At 38.0% G+C, this 14,035-nt stretch carries 14 protein-coding genes; 3 read left to right on the forward strand and 11 right to left on the reverse strand.

From position 1 onward, the window contains the following. Positions 1 to 90: 90 nt before the first annotated feature. Genes mreD through yfmF form a run of 9 tightly spaced genes read right to left on the reverse strand, consistent with a single transcriptional unit; the run spans position 91 to position 7,842 of the window. A complete protein-coding gene (gene mreD / locus ACIY19_RS02305; protein ID WP_049505040.1) occupies positions 91 to 585 on the reverse strand; it encodes a rod shape-determining protein MreD in 495 nt (164 codons plus the stop codon). Positions 586 to 587: 2 nt separating this feature from the next. Next, positions 588 to 1,403 carry a rod shape-determining protein MreC gene (gene mreC, locus ACIY19_RS02310; RefSeq protein ID WP_001078971.1) on the reverse strand — a complete coding sequence of 272 codons (816 nt, stop codon included), beginning with the start codon at positions 1,401 to 1,403 and terminating at the stop codon, positions 588 to 590. A gap of 60 nt (positions 1,404 to 1,463) precedes the next feature. Beyond that, complete coding sequence (locus ACIY19_RS02315) at positions 1,464 to 2,258, reverse strand: energy-coupling factor transporter transmembrane protein EcfT (RefSeq protein WP_049505039.1); 795 nt, start codon at positions 2,256 to 2,258, stop codon at positions 1,464 to 1,466. Then, positions 2,251 to 3,090 (reverse strand): energy-coupling factor transporter ATPase, encoded by an 840-nt coding sequence (locus ACIY19_RS02320; protein ID WP_061428614.1) that lies wholly within the window; start codon positions 3,088 to 3,090, stop codon positions 2,251 to 2,253. Before ACIY19_RS02320 ends, ACIY19_RS02315 begins: the two co-directional genes overlap by 8 nt. Beyond that, a complete protein-coding gene (locus ACIY19_RS02325) occupies positions 3,075 to 3,902 on the reverse strand; it encodes an energy-coupling factor ABC transporter ATP-binding protein (RefSeq protein ID WP_061428616.1) in 828 nt (275 codons plus the stop codon). Before ACIY19_RS02325 ends, ACIY19_RS02320 begins: the two co-directional genes overlap by 16 nt. Further along, on the reverse strand, positions 3,899 to 4,444 hold the full coding sequence (gene pgsA / locus ACIY19_RS02330; RefSeq protein WP_000712149.1) for a CDP-diacylglycerol--glycerol-3-phosphate 3-phosphatidyltransferase: 546 nt from the start codon (positions 4,442 to 4,444) through the stop codon (positions 3,899 to 3,901). The genes ACIY19_RS02325 and pgsA overlap by 4 nt, the downstream gene beginning before the upstream one ends. Positions 4,445 to 4,454: 10 nt before the next feature. Beyond that, positions 4,455 to 5,276, reverse strand: coding sequence for a cytoskeleton protein RodZ (gene rodZ / locus ACIY19_RS02335; protein ID WP_409002590.1), 822 nt, complete (start codon positions 5,274 to 5,276; stop codon positions 4,455 to 4,457). Between the two features lie 35 nt (positions 5,277 to 5,311). Next, a complete protein-coding gene (gene yfmH / locus ACIY19_RS02340; protein ID WP_061428622.1) occupies positions 5,312 to 6,595 on the reverse strand; it encodes an EF-P 5-aminopentanol modification-associated protein YfmH in 1,284 nt (427 codons plus the stop codon). Further along, positions 6,592 to 7,842, reverse strand: a complete 1,251-nt coding sequence (yfmF, locus tag ACIY19_RS02345; protein ID WP_061428624.1) for an EF-P 5-aminopentanol modification-associated protein YfmF — start codon at positions 7,840 to 7,842, stop codon at positions 6,592 to 6,594. The genes yfmH and yfmF overlap by 4 nt, the downstream gene beginning before the upstream one ends. A gap of 160 nt (positions 7,843 to 8,002) precedes the next feature. On the opposite strand from yfmF, the gene yaaA reads away from it, so the two are divergent. Continuing rightward, positions 8,003 to 8,371 (forward strand): S4 domain-containing protein YaaA, encoded by a 369-nt coding sequence (gene yaaA / locus ACIY19_RS02350; protein WP_049505027.1) that lies wholly within the window; start codon positions 8,003 to 8,005, stop codon positions 8,369 to 8,371. Positions 8,372 to 8,373: 2 nt separating this feature from the next. Then, a complete protein-coding gene (gene recF / locus ACIY19_RS02355; protein ID WP_049505026.1) occupies positions 8,374 to 9,465 on the forward strand; it encodes a DNA replication/repair protein RecF in 1,092 nt (363 codons plus the stop codon). Positions 9,466 to 9,524: 59 nt separating this feature from the next. Here recF and guaB read toward each other — a convergent pair whose 3' ends face one another. Together guaB and trpS are read right to left on the reverse strand one after the other, a co-directional pair. Further along, entirely contained in the window at positions 9,525 to 11,003 is a 1,479-nt protein-coding gene (gene guaB, locus ACIY19_RS02360; RefSeq protein ID WP_409002591.1) for an IMP dehydrogenase, read from the reverse strand. Positions 11,004 to 11,166: 163 nt separating this feature from the next. Further along, entirely contained in the window at positions 11,167 to 12,192 is a 1,026-nt protein-coding gene (gene trpS, locus ACIY19_RS02365; RefSeq protein WP_000165463.1) for a tryptophan--tRNA ligase, read from the reverse strand. 195 nt (positions 12,193 to 12,387) lie between these two features. Here trpS and ACIY19_RS02370 point away from each other — a divergent pair, with 195 nt between their 5' ends. After that, positions 12,388 to 14,010: an ATP-binding cassette domain-containing protein gene (locus ACIY19_RS02370; RefSeq protein ID WP_000958787.1), complete on the forward strand. Its 1,623-nt coding sequence runs from the start codon at positions 12,388 to 12,390 to the stop codon at positions 14,008 to 14,010. Positions 14,011 to 14,035: the final 25 nt, after the last annotated feature.

Below are 14,035 nucleotides of genomic sequence, written 5' to 3' on the forward strand. Positions count from 1 at the left end.
GTGTGAATACTCCTTCTATTTAAGACATTACTAGTATACCAAAAAAAGACATAATAAATATTACGCCTTTGTTACATTTATATTTCTTTCTCATAGATAATATTTTTCAAAAATGTATTGGAAAATCACCATCCATAAGAAGTTTAGAATCATTGATGGGACAAGACTATAGACAATGAAGACTGGCATAGAATCTACCGTCAATCCCACAGCCAAAGCAAGAAGATAACTCCCCATATCAAACAGAAAACTGATTACAATAATGGTCAACATCCTTGTCCAACGATTCGTCAATATCACGCTGTTAAACTTATGGAGCGAAGCACCAATCAAGATAAACAAAAGCGTGGCAATTCCAATTAAGTGGAAAAAATAAATATCGTAAACCAAACCCACTATACAACAATAGGCTAGATAGAGATACTCTGACACCTCGATTGTCTCAAATAAGAGAAACAAGAATAGAAAATGACTGGCTAAATGAAAGTGGGGGAAGAAGGATCCCGCTAATTGTCCAATATGTGCATCAATTAGTACGACAAAAGGGAGTAAAAAGAAAATACCAATTTGTTTTAACAGTCTCATTGCTAATTCCCCACTAACTCAACCACATGAAGATTTTTGGTGTCAGCACTTAACTTTACTGTTACTTCCTTTGTTAGATAATCACTGCTGTGTGTTGTAGCAACAACCTCTCCAACAGGGATATCCTTAACATTAAAGTTTCCGAGCCCCCCTGTAGTCACCTTGTCTCCTGCGCTAATGTCACTGTTACTATTTAATTGGCTAATTTTAAGCAGTTCTGACTCCTTATCATAACCAACGATAATCCCGTAAATTTCAGTAGAGCCATGCAGGATTTTAACAGAAATTTTGTCTGAATTTTCGGTGTTTGTCAATAGATTGACCGTTGTTGAATGATCCTCCACCTTTGAAACACTACCAATCAAGCCCCCGTTTGCAATGGCCAACATATTTTCAGAAGCTCCTTTTGAACTTCCCGCATCAATTGTTAACTCTTGTTTCCAAGATACTGGAGCTCGCATAATCACATCTGCTGCAATGGTTTTTGTAGCCTGCAATTTTGACTTCATATCCAGCAACTGACGTAATTGTTCATTTTCATTTTTTAAACTTTCTGATTGATTAGACTCCACCTCTAGTTGATAAAGCTGTTTTTTTAGACTTTCGTTTTCATTGTAAGTCTGCGTCAAATGTCCCAAATCTGATTTGAAAGTATCAAACCACTGAAAGGGTTTTTGAACAATTCTATCTACCAAGGAAATCCCATCTCCTAGTTTCGTCACAATAGCGCTTGAATAGGTTGTCACTAATAGTACAGAAACTGCCAGAACTGTGACAAAAACGATGATTAGATATTTTGATTTTTTAAAACGGTTCATATTCCTACCTTTATACTAAAAACCTGCTACTTTGAGCTTCTTATCAATCCTACAAACCTGCTAAGATTTTAAGAAAAATAAGAAACATCCCAGTACCAAAATCACAAGAATTGCCAGTGTATCCTTTTGACTCCATCTCAACTGTCTATACTGACTTCTACCCTTTCCTCCCTGATAACCACGCGCTTCCATTGCTATTGCCAATGAATCTGCACGCTTTAAGCTCGTCGCAAAAAGAGGAATTAAAATTGGAATCATAGCCTTTACTTTTTGAACGATGCTACCTTCGCCAAAGTCAACTCCACGAGCTTTTTGAGCATTCATAATTCTCGTTGTGTCATCCATCAAGGTTGGAACAAAACGCAAACTCATTGATAACATAAGACCAATTTCATGAACGGGAACTTTCACACGTTTCAGCGGTGCTAAAAGAGCTTCAACTGCGGCTGCCAGACTCAAAGGCATGGTCGTTAATGTTAGCAAGGTTGAAAAGAAAATAATCAACACAAAACGACAGAAAATGATTCCTGCTTGTTGCAAAGCATAATCCGTTATTTTTATAAAAGAAAACTCAAATAGGATATTTCCACTTGAAATGAAAAAGAGCTGAAAAAGAGTTGTAAAAGCAATCAAGAAGAACATGGATTTTAATCCCTGAACAAAAAATGAGAGGGAAACGCCTGACAAAGCGATAAATATACCTGTCGCTACAAACAGAATGAGATTAGTGAGGGGATTATTGGCCCAAAATACAATCAAAATCAACAGGATCATGGCAAGCAATTTACTACGGGGATCCAAGCGATGAATGATGGAATCCCCCGGTATATAACGCCCTAAAATCATACTATCCATTTAGCGACTCCTTAAACTCCTCTATCTTGATTGGCAATTTTTTAAAAGCTACACCTCTATCTGCCAAACGTTTACAAAAGGCTGTTATTTTAGGCACACCTAACTGCACCTTTTCCATAGAGGCTACATCTTGGAAAACTTCGCTCGGTTTACCACTTTTGACCAAACGCCCCTTTTCCATAACATGGACCTGATCAGCATATGCAGCTACGTCATCCATCAAATGCGTTACCAGGACGATTGTCATTCCAGCAAGGTGAAGTTTTTTAAACAGGGTCATCAGTTCTTTTCTGCCCAGAGGATCTAGTCCAGCTGTAGGCTCATCCAAAACCAAGACAGTTGGCTCCATGGCTAGCATACCTGCTATAGCCACACGTCTCATCTGACCACCCGAAAGTTCAAAAGGACTGCGCTCAAAGAGTGACTCATCGATGCCTACCAAGGCTAACTTTTCACGCGCAATTTTCTTGGCCTCTTCCTCAGAAACTCCAAAATTTTGTGGTCCAAATGCAACATCTTTCAAAACAGTCTCTTCGAAAATCTGATTTTCAGCAAATTGAAACACTAGACCAACCTGCTTTCGAATCTGGCGAATTTCTTTATTGGTTGATGTAGGGGTAATGACGGTATCGAAAACTCGAACAGAACCCTTACTTGGTACCAATAGGCCATTTAAAAGCTGTAAAATCGTTGATTTCCCACTACCTGTGTGCCCTACTAAAGCTGTATAGGAACCATCCTCAATCGTCAAAGAAACATCAGTCAAGGCTGATGAAGATAGGGGAGTCCCCTCTTGATAGGTAAAGCTCACATTTTCTAGAGTAATTCCCATAGCTTGTCCTCTAGCTCTCCTTCTGTCAAATAGCCATCCGGCAACTGATAACCAGTCTCTCTCAAAGATTCTCTCAATTGATTAGTAAAAGGCTCATCCAACCCTATCTGGTCAAGGTCGTCCCGCGAAAAAAGTTCTCTTGGGCTACTGGTTGACTCCACTTGGCCTTTTTTCATGACCAAGACACGGTCACTCATCGCAACTTCTTCTAAGTCATGTGTAATGGAGACGACTGTCATCTGATGGTCTTTTCGAATCTCTTGAACTGTCTGAATCAGTTCTCTGCGTCCCTCAGGATCCAACATACTTGTAGCCTCGTCCAAAATCAAAATAGCTGGCCTCAGGGCAACAACTCCAGCAATAGCCACACGCTGTTTTTGTCCACCAGATAAACGAGCTGGTTCTCTCCTCTTAAAGTCCAGCATACCTACCAACTCCAAAGATTCAACCACTCTCTTCTTCATTTCTTCACGAGGAAGTCCCTGATTTTCTAAACCAAAGGCAACATCATCTTCAACAGTCGCCCCCACAAATTGGTTATCTGGATTTTGAAAAACCATACCAATTTGTCGACGCAAGTCCCAAACGTTCTCAGAGGACAGCAATTGCCCATCGATCCAGATTTCCCCAGACTCTGCTTCAAGCAATCCATCAATCAAACGGATAGTTGTCGATTTTCCACTTCCATTATGACCTACAATCGAAAGCCATTCTCCCCGTTTCACGTGAAACGAGACATTATTAACGTCATAATGATCCTGGTCTTCCTTGTAACGAAAAGACAGATCTTTTACTTCAATAATCGATTTCATTTCGAACCAAATGTCCCTTTGAATACATGAGCGCTACCCTTGAAATAATCATAACCAGAGTAGATGGTGAAAAATAAAGCTATATAAAGCAACAGTTGCCCAATTAAATTCCAATGTAAGAGCAAAAAGATAATGGCAAACATCTGACTAAAGGTCTTGATTTTCCCTGGCATCGCTGCTGCTAGAACTGTCCCTCCCGTCTCAACAAGCAACAAACGCAAGCCTGTCACCGCAAGTTCACGACAGATGATAATAGCAACAACCCAAGCTGGAGCCATGCCTAACTCAATCAACATGATAAAAGCTGACATAACCAACAGCTTATCAGCCATCGGATCTGCAAATTTTCCAAAGTTGCTGACTACATTCCATTTACGAGCAAGGTAACCATCAAGATAATCCGTTATACTAGCAACTGCAAAGATGATTGCTGCCAGCAAATGACTTCCTTGTGAATGGCCTAAAGTCAAAATAAGAATAAAGAGAGGTATAAAGAGAATTCTACCAATAGTTAATACATTAGGAATTTGTTCTTTTTTCATTGATTTTTCCTTAATCTGTAGTAAATGTAAGTATTACAGTTCCAGTCTGAGTTGTCAGCTTCGAAGTATCAATCGTTTGATTGTCCACTGTCACAGTAACTCCCTTCACTACACCTAAAGTAATGGTAACGGGATTCTTAGTTGAAACTGTTGTTTTTGCATTCTTATTGTCTGCGGATAGTGTCACACCACCCTCCAGCTCACTTCCTGAAACACTTACCCAACTAGTTACATCTGATACTGCCAGTTGAACAGTAGCGGTTTCCTTACTCGTTTTATACCGAGCTTCAATGCGGTTTCCTTCTCCTGACACTGTAATAGTTGATTCCGTAGTAGAAGACGAGCTAGACGTCTGACTACTAGAAGATGAACTAGATGAGGTTGTGGAACTAGTCGAGTTCACAACACTATAATTAGCTGAAGAAGGATTTGGCTGAGTTTGGATGTAGTTCCAAACATAGTAAGTGACAAAAATTAAAATTGACAAAGCAAATAGAACGAAATAAAACAAGGGGAGATAAGACGTTTTTTTCTTATTTGATCGTCTGCGACCAGACAGGTCTTCTTCATCGACATCTACCTCTTCATAAGTGATCATACTACCTGAATCATAGGCATCCAAAACAATTCTTTCATCTAACTCTACTGCCCAGGCATATTTTCTTAAAAAAGAACGAGCATAGAAGGTACTAGGAAGTTGATCAAAATCATCTGCCTCCATAGCTTCTAGAAAATGCAACTGAATTTCAGTTTTTTCCTGTAATTCTTCCAGACTCAATCCCTGGTTAATTCTGGCTAAACGTAGAACCTCGCCAATTGTTTTTTTTCTCATACGTACCATTCCTTCTTTCTAGTATTAGTCATCTTTTAAGCTGGAAAGATTGTAAAATCAACTAGATCACCATTATCAATCAAACGATGTCCAGCTTCTAGAACATCCTCCAAAGTAATTTCCTGTAAAATTTTCGGAAAATCAAAAATTGTTTCTCCGCGATCCATCGGATCGTATTGAGTTGCAATAAATTCCAAAGAGTTCATGCTACTGAAAAACTCCCCAAACATCTCACTCTTAACAAGATCTAAATGTTCCTCGGTAATATCCGCATCATTACTAAACTGACGAATCGCTTTACGAAATTGATGCGACAGAGAAACAGGCTCTTTGGTGTCCATTGTCAATATCACAAAATGAAAGCGACTGTTGACTTCAACCTCAAGTGACAATGACGCATCTAGCTTCCCAGTCTCATATAACCTTTGAAAACGATCAGAAGTCCAACCAAACATCATCGTAAATAGTAATTTCAATAAAATATTGTAACGATAAGACTCAGCTTCTCTTATTTGCCCATTGCCTCTAATCGCAACAGCAAGTTTGGGTGAAGAAACTTCCATCCGAAGACTATCTGTTTGCTTCACAGGCTGCAAAAGGAGTTGCTCTTTTGAAACCGTAAACTGGTTTGAAACTTCCTTTTCCTTTTTCGAAAAGTATTCCTCAACAACTTCCACATCAATATTTCCAACTAAAAACAGTGACATGTTGACAGGTTTGTAAAAGTCTGTAAAGTTCTCTTTTAAATTTGAAACTTGAATCTCAGAAATTGATTTTTCACTTCCAACTATATCTGTTGCTAAAGGAGTATCAGGAAAAAGGTTGGCTAATGTTGCAAAAAACAAACGTGAGTCTGGATCATCTTGGTACATTTCTCGTTCTTGCTGGATAATAGCCTGTTCCCTCAAAACAGACTCTTCTGTAAAATGAACATCTCCGACTAACTCATCTAGCAAATCTAAATTTTCTAATAGATGGTCAATTGTTGAAAAAAGATAGCTGGTCTTAGTAAAGCTTGTAAAGGCATTACTGTCCGCACCTAATCGAGTAAAAGCAGCCATTATATCCTCAGAATTTTCTCTTTCAAACAATTTATGTTCAAGAAAATGTGCAATTCCTGCTGGATGATGACGTAAACCTTTTTCCAAGCTTGTATAAGTTGCATCTACAGAACCAAATTGAACTGTTACAATCCCATAAACCTCATTGAAATCTCGCTTAGGAAGTAAAGAAACTGTCAATCCATTTGACAATTGTGCTTTGTAGACTGTTTCCTTTACAGCAGGATAGTATTTTTCTTCAAAAGTAACCTTTGTCATTCTACTCCTTCCATAAAGTAAATCGCTTGTAACTTCAAACTGTTGGCAGCTTTACATACAGCCTCTTTATCAACACTCTCTAATTTTGCCACCAATCGATCAATATCAAAGCTTGATTTCCCCAATAGAGCATTCAAATAGGCTCTTTCAACCAGGGTCTGTTGATTATCTTGAGCCATCAACAAAGATCGTCGAATCATCTCCTTGGTTTGTTCAAGTTCAAAATCTGTAAAATTACCCTTTTTCAGATCTAGCAATTGATGATTCATCATTTTTCTAGCCTGATTTCGATTTTCTCTATCGATACCCGCATACATCCTTAACAGACCACTAAACAAATCCAATTGACTAGAGACTGTATAGGCTATTCCAGCATTTTCACGAACATTTGTAAAAAGTTTCGAATGTGCAAATTCACCCAACAAACCATTCATAACAAGCATGGGCAAATGCTCATCATCACCATATTTTACAGGAGAATGATAGCCTAATTCCAAAATAGATTGCCCAACATTCCTCTGAAACATTCCTTCTCGTAGAACATTCGAATAAGATTGATGGTACTGGATAGTGACGCCGTTCTCTCTAGCTGTAAAGGGTAATGACTTCAGTGATTCTGTAATTTCTACTTCATTAAAATCACCTAAGAAAAAGAAATCAATACGATCATTTTTCAGAGCATTTTGAAAGCACATGTAGCTACTTTCCGGAGACTCATTTGAAATACTATTTCGTAAATCACTGTATCTCAATTGAAGACGCTCATCATGGAAGAACAAGCTATCCAACTCCTTATGAGCAAAATAAAATGAATCATCCATATCAGTAGCTAGACTAGCCAATAACTGTTTTCTTTCAATTTCAAATAAAGCTGGCTCAAAAGCACCATCTTGAGCTAAGGGAGCAAATAAAGTCTGTCTCACCAATTCCAAAATTCGAGAAGTCAAGACATTTTTTTTACTCAAGAACTCATCTCGCACGTAGGTAAATGTTAAGTCAAGAATATGTGCTTGTCCTCTACGATAAGCACTTGTGGAAATATCTGTTCCATATAAACTTGCCAAGTATCTGCGAAATGCTTGTGATGTGGGATAAGCTTGATTTGCCGTCTCCAACATACTTGCACTTAACATACGTCCTGCTATTGTCTCAAGAGATAAGGGAGCAGTAAAACGAATAGTGATTTTATTTGTTTTAAACTTTTTGGATTGAACAAAATGTGCTAAAATTCCAGGCACTAACTCCATACCTTACCTCCTTACATATAGAGTTCTATTATACCACGAAAATCAAAATTTTTCTTGTTCTCTTTATAGCTTTAAAGAGTAAAACCGTTTTCATTTCAGCTAACTTTCCTTCAGCTATTTCAAGGAAAATATGGTATAATACCAAAGATTGAGGTGAATTATGGAATACAAATTATTTGAAGAATTTATTACGCTCCAAGCCCTCCTAAAAGAACTTGGAATTATACAAAGCGGTGGTGCTATCAAATCCTTTTTAATAGATCATCAAGTTTACTTTAATGGCGAGTTAGAAAGTAGACGTGGGAAAAAAATCCGTATTGGAGATACGATTGACATTCCTGATTTAAAGATTGACATCACCTTGACACAACCAAGTTTAAAAGAGCAAGAAGAGTATCAAGCAGATAAGATTGAGAAAGAGCGAATTGCTAAACTTGTTAAAGAGATGAATAAAGGTGTCAAGAAAGAAAAACAAAAAACTTCTTCATCGCCTAAAACCAAACAAGTTCCACGTTTTCCAGGAAGATAACCATGTGGCTCCAACATTTAACAATTAAAACCTTTCGAAACTACAAAGAGGCAAAAATTGATTTCAATCCAAAATTAAATGTCTTTCTAGGTCAAAATGCACAAGGAAAAACCAATATTCTAGAAGCAATCTATTTCTTAGCCTTGACACGTAGTCATCGGACTCGTACAGATAAAAATCTCATTCATTTTGATAACGAGCAACTCCATCTTTCTGGCTTGCTACAGAAAAAAACAAGCTCTATCCCTCTAGAAATTGATTTAACGCCAAAAGGGCGTGTGACTAAGGTCAATCACTTAAAACAAGCTCGCCTATCAGACTACATCGGTCATATGAATGTTGTCCTCTTCGCACCTGAAGATCTCCAGCTAATTAAAGGATCACCTTCTGTCCGTCGAAAATTTATCGACATCGAACTGGGACAAATTAAACCAATCTACTTGTCAGACTTGTCAAACTATAATCACATACTCAAACAGAGAAATACCTACCTAAAATCCAGCCAGAAGATTGACGATACATTTCTGTCAGTCTTAGACGATCAGCTAGTAGAGTATGGGTGTCGTGTTATAAAGCATCGGATAAAATTCATTAAAGACTTAGAGAAATTTGGTCAAAAAAAACACTTAGAAATTTCAAATGAATTAGAAGAGCTGTCAATATCTTATCAATCATCTGTCAACTTCACCAATGAAGAACAGCTAACAAATTCTTTTAAAATTGCTTTGGAGAAAAGCCGATCCAGAGACTTATTTAAAAAGAATACTGGAGTTGGTCCTCATCGAGATGACATTGCTTTTTATATCAATGGAATGGATGCTAGTTTTGGAAGCCAAGGGCAACATCGTAGTCTTGTACTTTCTATCAAACTAGCAGAGATTGAACTAATGGAAAGCATTACTAACGAGTCTCCAATACTCTTGCTTGATGATGTTATGAGCGAACTTGACAACACACGACAATTAAAATTACTAGAAACTATTTCACAATCTATCCAAACCTTCATCACAACAACAAGTTTAGACCACTTACAAAACTTGCCAGAAAATCTTAGTATTTTCAACATCCAAAACGGTAAAATATCTGTAAATTAAAATTGACATCTTTGTAAACAAAAAAGAACTCCTGAAATTCAGGAGTTCTTTTTTACTTCTTACATAGAGTAGTTTGGCGCCTCATTAGTGATTTGTACATCATGAGGATGGCTTTCTTTGAGACCAGCACCTGACATTTCGATAAATTGAGCATTGTCGTGCAATTCTTTAAGATTAGCTGCACCACAGTAACCCATACCAGAGCGAATACCACCAAGCATTTGGAAGACAATGTCAGCTGCTGCGCCTTTATAGGCAACACGACCTTCAATTCCTTCTGGAACGAGTTTGTTTGCTTCATTGACAGAACCTTGGAAGTATCGGTCACTTGATCCTTTTTTCATTGCAGCGATTGATCCCATACCACGGTAAGTCTTAAACTTACGCCCTTGGAAAATTTCAGTTTCACCTGGTGCTTCATCTGTTCCAGCAAACATTGATCCAAGCATAACTGCATTTCCACCTGCAGCAAGGGCTTTTACAATATCTCCAGAATATTTGATTCCACCATCAGCAATAATCGTTTTTCCATATTCACGCGCAACTGCTGCCGCATCATAAATTGCTGTCACTTGTGGGACACCTACACCTGCAATCACACGAGTAGTACAGATAGAACCTGGTCCAATCCCGACTTTGACAACATCCACACCCGCATCATAAAGAGCACGCGCACCTTCAGCAGTTGCAATATTACCAGCAATCAAAGTGCGATCTGGGAAGTGAGCACGAATTTCAGCAATTTTACGTAGAACCCCAGCAGAGTGACCATGGGCAGTATCAATAACAATTGCGTCAGCTCCTGCTTCAAAAAGAGCCTCTGCACGTTCAAATGTATCTGAAGTAACACCTACTGCACCGGCAACTAGAAGACGACCAAACTCATCTTTTGCTGCGTTAGGAAATTCAATTACTTTTTCAATATCTTTAATAGTAATCAAGCCAGAAAGACGACCTTCTTCATCAACCAAAGGAAGTTTTTCAATACGGTGTTCTTGAAGAATGCTCTCAGCTGTTGCAAGGTCTGTACCAACAGGAGCAGTAACAAGATTTTCACTGGTCATATGGTTTGAGATTGGCTGATTGTAATCTGAAATAAAGCGAAGATCTCGGTTTGTTAGAATACCAACCAATTTACGATTTTCAAGTGTCTCCACAACTGGAACACCACTGATACGGTAACGTCCCATCAGTTCATCTGCTTCAGCAATCGTGTGTTCTGGAGTCAAAAAGAATGGATCAATAATAACACCATTTTCAGAACGTTTTACCTTGCGAACTTCATCTGCCTGTTGCGCAATAGACATGTTTTTATGGATTACTCCAAGACCACCTGCACGAGCAATGGCAATAGCCATTTGACTTTCTGTGACTGTATCCATGGCGGCTGTTATAATTGGGATATTTAAAGTCAGATTATCTGCCAATTTTGTTGTTAAATCTGCATCATTAGGCAACACATGACTTTCTGCTGGAATGAGCAATACATCATCAAAGGTAAAACCTTTTTTTAAAAATTTAGTATCCCAATTAGACATTCAAGTTTCCTCTTTTCTTTCTTTTTGAGCTTGACTCTTTTTGTATTGTATCTATCATACCATTCTATGAAAATTTGTCAATTATATTTATGGTAGAAATCATAAAAAAAACTATCCCTGTGATCCTATGGAAGAGATAGTTTTACGATTCATATTTTATCTATTATTTAAAATAATTTAGTCCCATTGCTCCCTTAACTTCAGATAGAGTTTGCCCCGCAACCTCACGCGCTTTCTCACTACCTTTTTGAAGCATATTGTACACTTCTCCCATATCCTTAGCAAATTCAATACGGCGCTCACGAATAGGACCAAGTTCGCGTTCTAATATTTCAAGTAGATAACGTTTCGTCTTCACATCACCAAGACCACCACGTTGATAATGTTCTTTCATATCCGCAATTTCTTGAGCATCTTCTGGACGACCAAACACATCTAGATAATGGAAAACCATGTTTCCTTCAATCTTACCTGGATCCTCCACTCGAATATGATCCGAATCAGTATACATGCTCATGACTTTTTTACGCAACGTATCCGCATCATCTGCTAGATAAATACCATTATTAAGGGATTTAGACATTTTAGCATTTCCATCTAGACCTGGCAAACGCCCTGCTCTCTCATTTTCTGGATAAATACCTTCCGGCTCCACCAAGACCTCACAATTATAAGCATGATTAAAGGAACGAACAATCTCACGAGTTTGCTCAATCATTGGTTTCTGATCTGTCCCAACAGGAACATAATTAGCCTTGAAGGCAGTAATATCTGCTGCTTGCGCAATCGGATAAACCAGAAATCCTGTCGGAATACTTTCTCCAAACCCTTTCTGAGCGATCTCTGTTTTCACTGTAGGATTGCGCTCTAAACGTGCTAGTGACACCAAATTCATATAGTACATAGACAGTTCAGCTAACTCTGGAATCTGACTTTGAATAAAGATGGTTGATTTACTTGGATCTAATCCAACTGCTAGGTAATCTAAGGCAACATTCCCAATCGATTCTACAATCGTTTGAGGATCTTTGGCGTGATCTGTCAATGCTTGTTGGTCCGCCAAAAAAACAAACATCTCATACTTGTCTTCTTCCTGCAGTAATACTCTATTTTTAAGACTCCCAACATAATGTCCAATATGCAGTTTTCCTGTCGGGCGATCTCCTGTTAAAATAATGGGTTTCGTCATTTTTTTCTCCTTCGAAATGGTCTCTTCAATTATAGCATTTTTTTGTTAAAATAACAGAAAATTATTTAAATCAAACAACTAACTCATTGTAAATAAACCTGTAAACTTAATTGACATAAAATTGACAAACAAAAATTTGAATATTTTCCTCTTTTCTAGTAGAATAAATGTATTACATATTATAGGAGAAAAACATTGCTTACAGTATCTGATGTTTCACTACGTTTTAGTGATCGCAAACTTTTTGATGATGTCAATATCAAATTTACAGAAGGAAATACATACGGATTGATTGGTGCTAATGGTGCTGGGAAGTCTACATTCTTAAAAATCTTAGCTGGTGATATCGAGCCAACAACTGGTCACATCTCTCTTGGTCCAGATGAACGTCTCTCTGTTCTCCGTCAAAATCATTTTGACTATGAAGATGAGCGAGTTATTGATGTTGTCATTATGGGAAATGAAAAACTTTACAACATCATGAAAGAAAAAGATGCCATTTACATGAAGGAAGATTTTTCCGATGAAGATGGTGTTCGTGCAGCTGAACTTGAAGGTGAATTTGCTGAACTTGGAGGTTGGGAAGCAGAAAGTGAAGCATCCCAATTACTTCAAAATCTAAACATTCCAGAAGAATTGCACTATCAAAACATGAGCGAATTGGCCAATGGTGAAAAAGTTAAGGTTCTCCTTGCTAAAGCACTTTTTGGTAAACCAGATGTTCTTCTCTTGGACGAGCCGACCAACGGGTTGGACATCCAATCTATTACTTGGCTAGAAGACTTCTTGATTGACTTTGATAACACCGTTATCGTAGTATCCCACGACCGTCACTTCTTAAACAAAGTATGTACACACATGGCCGACCTTGACTTTGGAAAAATCAAACTCTATGTCGGAAACTATGACTTCTGGAAGGAATCTTCTGAACTCGCTGCTAAATTGCTAGCAGACCGTAATGCCAAGGCAGAAGAAAAAATTAAGCAATTGCAAGAATTCGTTGCTCGCTTCTCTGCCAACGCTTCTAAGTCAAAACAAGCAACGTCTCGTAAAAAAATGCTTGACAAGATTGAATTAGAAGAGATTGTTCCTTCTAGTCGTAAATACCCATTTATCAACTTTAAAGCAGAACGTGAGATTGGTAATGATCTCTTGACAGTAGAAAATCTAACTGTAAAGATTGATGGCGAAACTATCCTAGACAATATTAGTTTCATCTTGCGTCCAGGTGATAAGACAGCTCTTATTGGACAAAATGACATCCAAACGACTGCATTAATTCGTGCAATTATGGGTGACATCGACTATGAAGGAACTGTCAAGTGGGGAGTTACTACTAGCCGTTCTTACTTGCCAAAAGACAACTCGGCTGATTTTTCAGGAGGAGAGTCAATCCTTGACTGGTTGCGTCAATTTGCAAGTAAAGAAGAAGATGACAATACCTTCCTACGTGGTTTCCTCGGTCGTATGCTCTTTTCTGGAGATGAGGTTAACAAACCTGTAAACGTCTTATCAGGGGGAGAAAAAGTACGTGTCATGCTTTCAAAACTCATGCTCTTGAAATCAAATGTCCTTGTACTTGATGATCCAACAAATCACTTGGACTTGGAATCTATATCAAGCTTGAACGATGGATTGAAAAACTTTAAAGAATCAATCATCTTTGCCAGTCATGACCACGAGTTTATCCAAACTTTGGCAAACCATATCATTGTTTTGTCTAAGAATGGCGTCATTGATCGTATCGATGAAACCTATGATGAATTCCTAGAAAATGCAGAAGTACAAGCAAAAGTTAAAGAACTTTGGAAAGATTAAATAAGACTTCAAAACTCAGTTGGGG

Source organism: Streptococcus sp. ST14, assembly GCF_046098195.1.
Taxonomy (GTDB): domain Bacteria; phylum Bacillota; class Bacilli; order Lactobacillales; family Streptococcaceae; genus Streptococcus.

What these genes read in the sequence shown, in the direction of transcription:
- yfmH (WP_061428622.1), bottom strand. Translation starts at nt 6,595, where the DNA reads ATGACAAAGGTTACTTTTGAAGAAAAATACTATCCTGCTGTAAAGGAA.
- ACIY19_RS02325 (WP_061428616.1), bottom strand. Translation starts at nt 3,902, where the DNA reads ATGAAATCGATTATTGAAGTAAAAGATCTGTCTTTTCGTTACAAGGAA.
- rodZ (WP_409002590.1), bottom strand. Translation starts at nt 5,276, where the DNA reads ATGAGAAAAAAAACAATTGGCGAGGTTCTACGTTTAGCCAGAATTAAC.
- mreD (WP_049505040.1), bottom strand. Translation starts at nt 585, where the DNA reads ATGAGACTGTTAAAACAAATTGGTATTTTCTTTTTACTCCCTTTTGTC.
- recF (WP_049505026.1), top strand. Translation starts at nt 8,374, where the DNA reads ATGTGGCTCCAACATTTAACAATTAAAACCTTTCGAAACTACAAAGAG.
- guaB (WP_409002591.1), bottom strand. Translation starts at nt 11,003, where the DNA reads ATGTCTAATTGGGATACTAAATTTTTAAAAAAAGGTTTTACCTTTGAT.
- trpS (WP_000165463.1), bottom strand. Translation starts at nt 12,192, where the DNA reads ATGACGAAACCCATTATTTTAACAGGAGATCGCCCGACAGGAAAACTG.
- yaaA (WP_049505027.1), top strand. Translation starts at nt 8,003, where the DNA reads ATGGAATACAAATTATTTGAAGAATTTATTACGCTCCAAGCCCTCCTA.
- mreC (WP_001078971.1), bottom strand. Translation starts at nt 1,403, where the DNA reads ATGAACCGTTTTAAAAAATCAAAATATCTAATCATCGTTTTTGTCACA.
- pgsA (WP_000712149.1), bottom strand. Translation starts at nt 4,444, where the DNA reads ATGAAAAAAGAACAAATTCCTAATGTATTAACTATTGGTAGAATTCTC.
- ACIY19_RS02315 (WP_049505039.1), bottom strand. Translation starts at nt 2,258, where the DNA reads ATGGATAGTATGATTTTAGGGCGTTATATACCGGGGGATTCCATCATT.
- ACIY19_RS02320 (WP_061428614.1), bottom strand. Translation starts at nt 3,090, where the DNA reads ATGGGAATTACTCTAGAAAATGTGAGCTTTACCTATCAAGAGGGGACT.
- yfmF (WP_061428624.1), bottom strand. Translation starts at nt 7,842, where the DNA reads ATGGAGTTAGTGCCTGGAATTTTAGCACATTTTGTTCAATCCAAAAAG.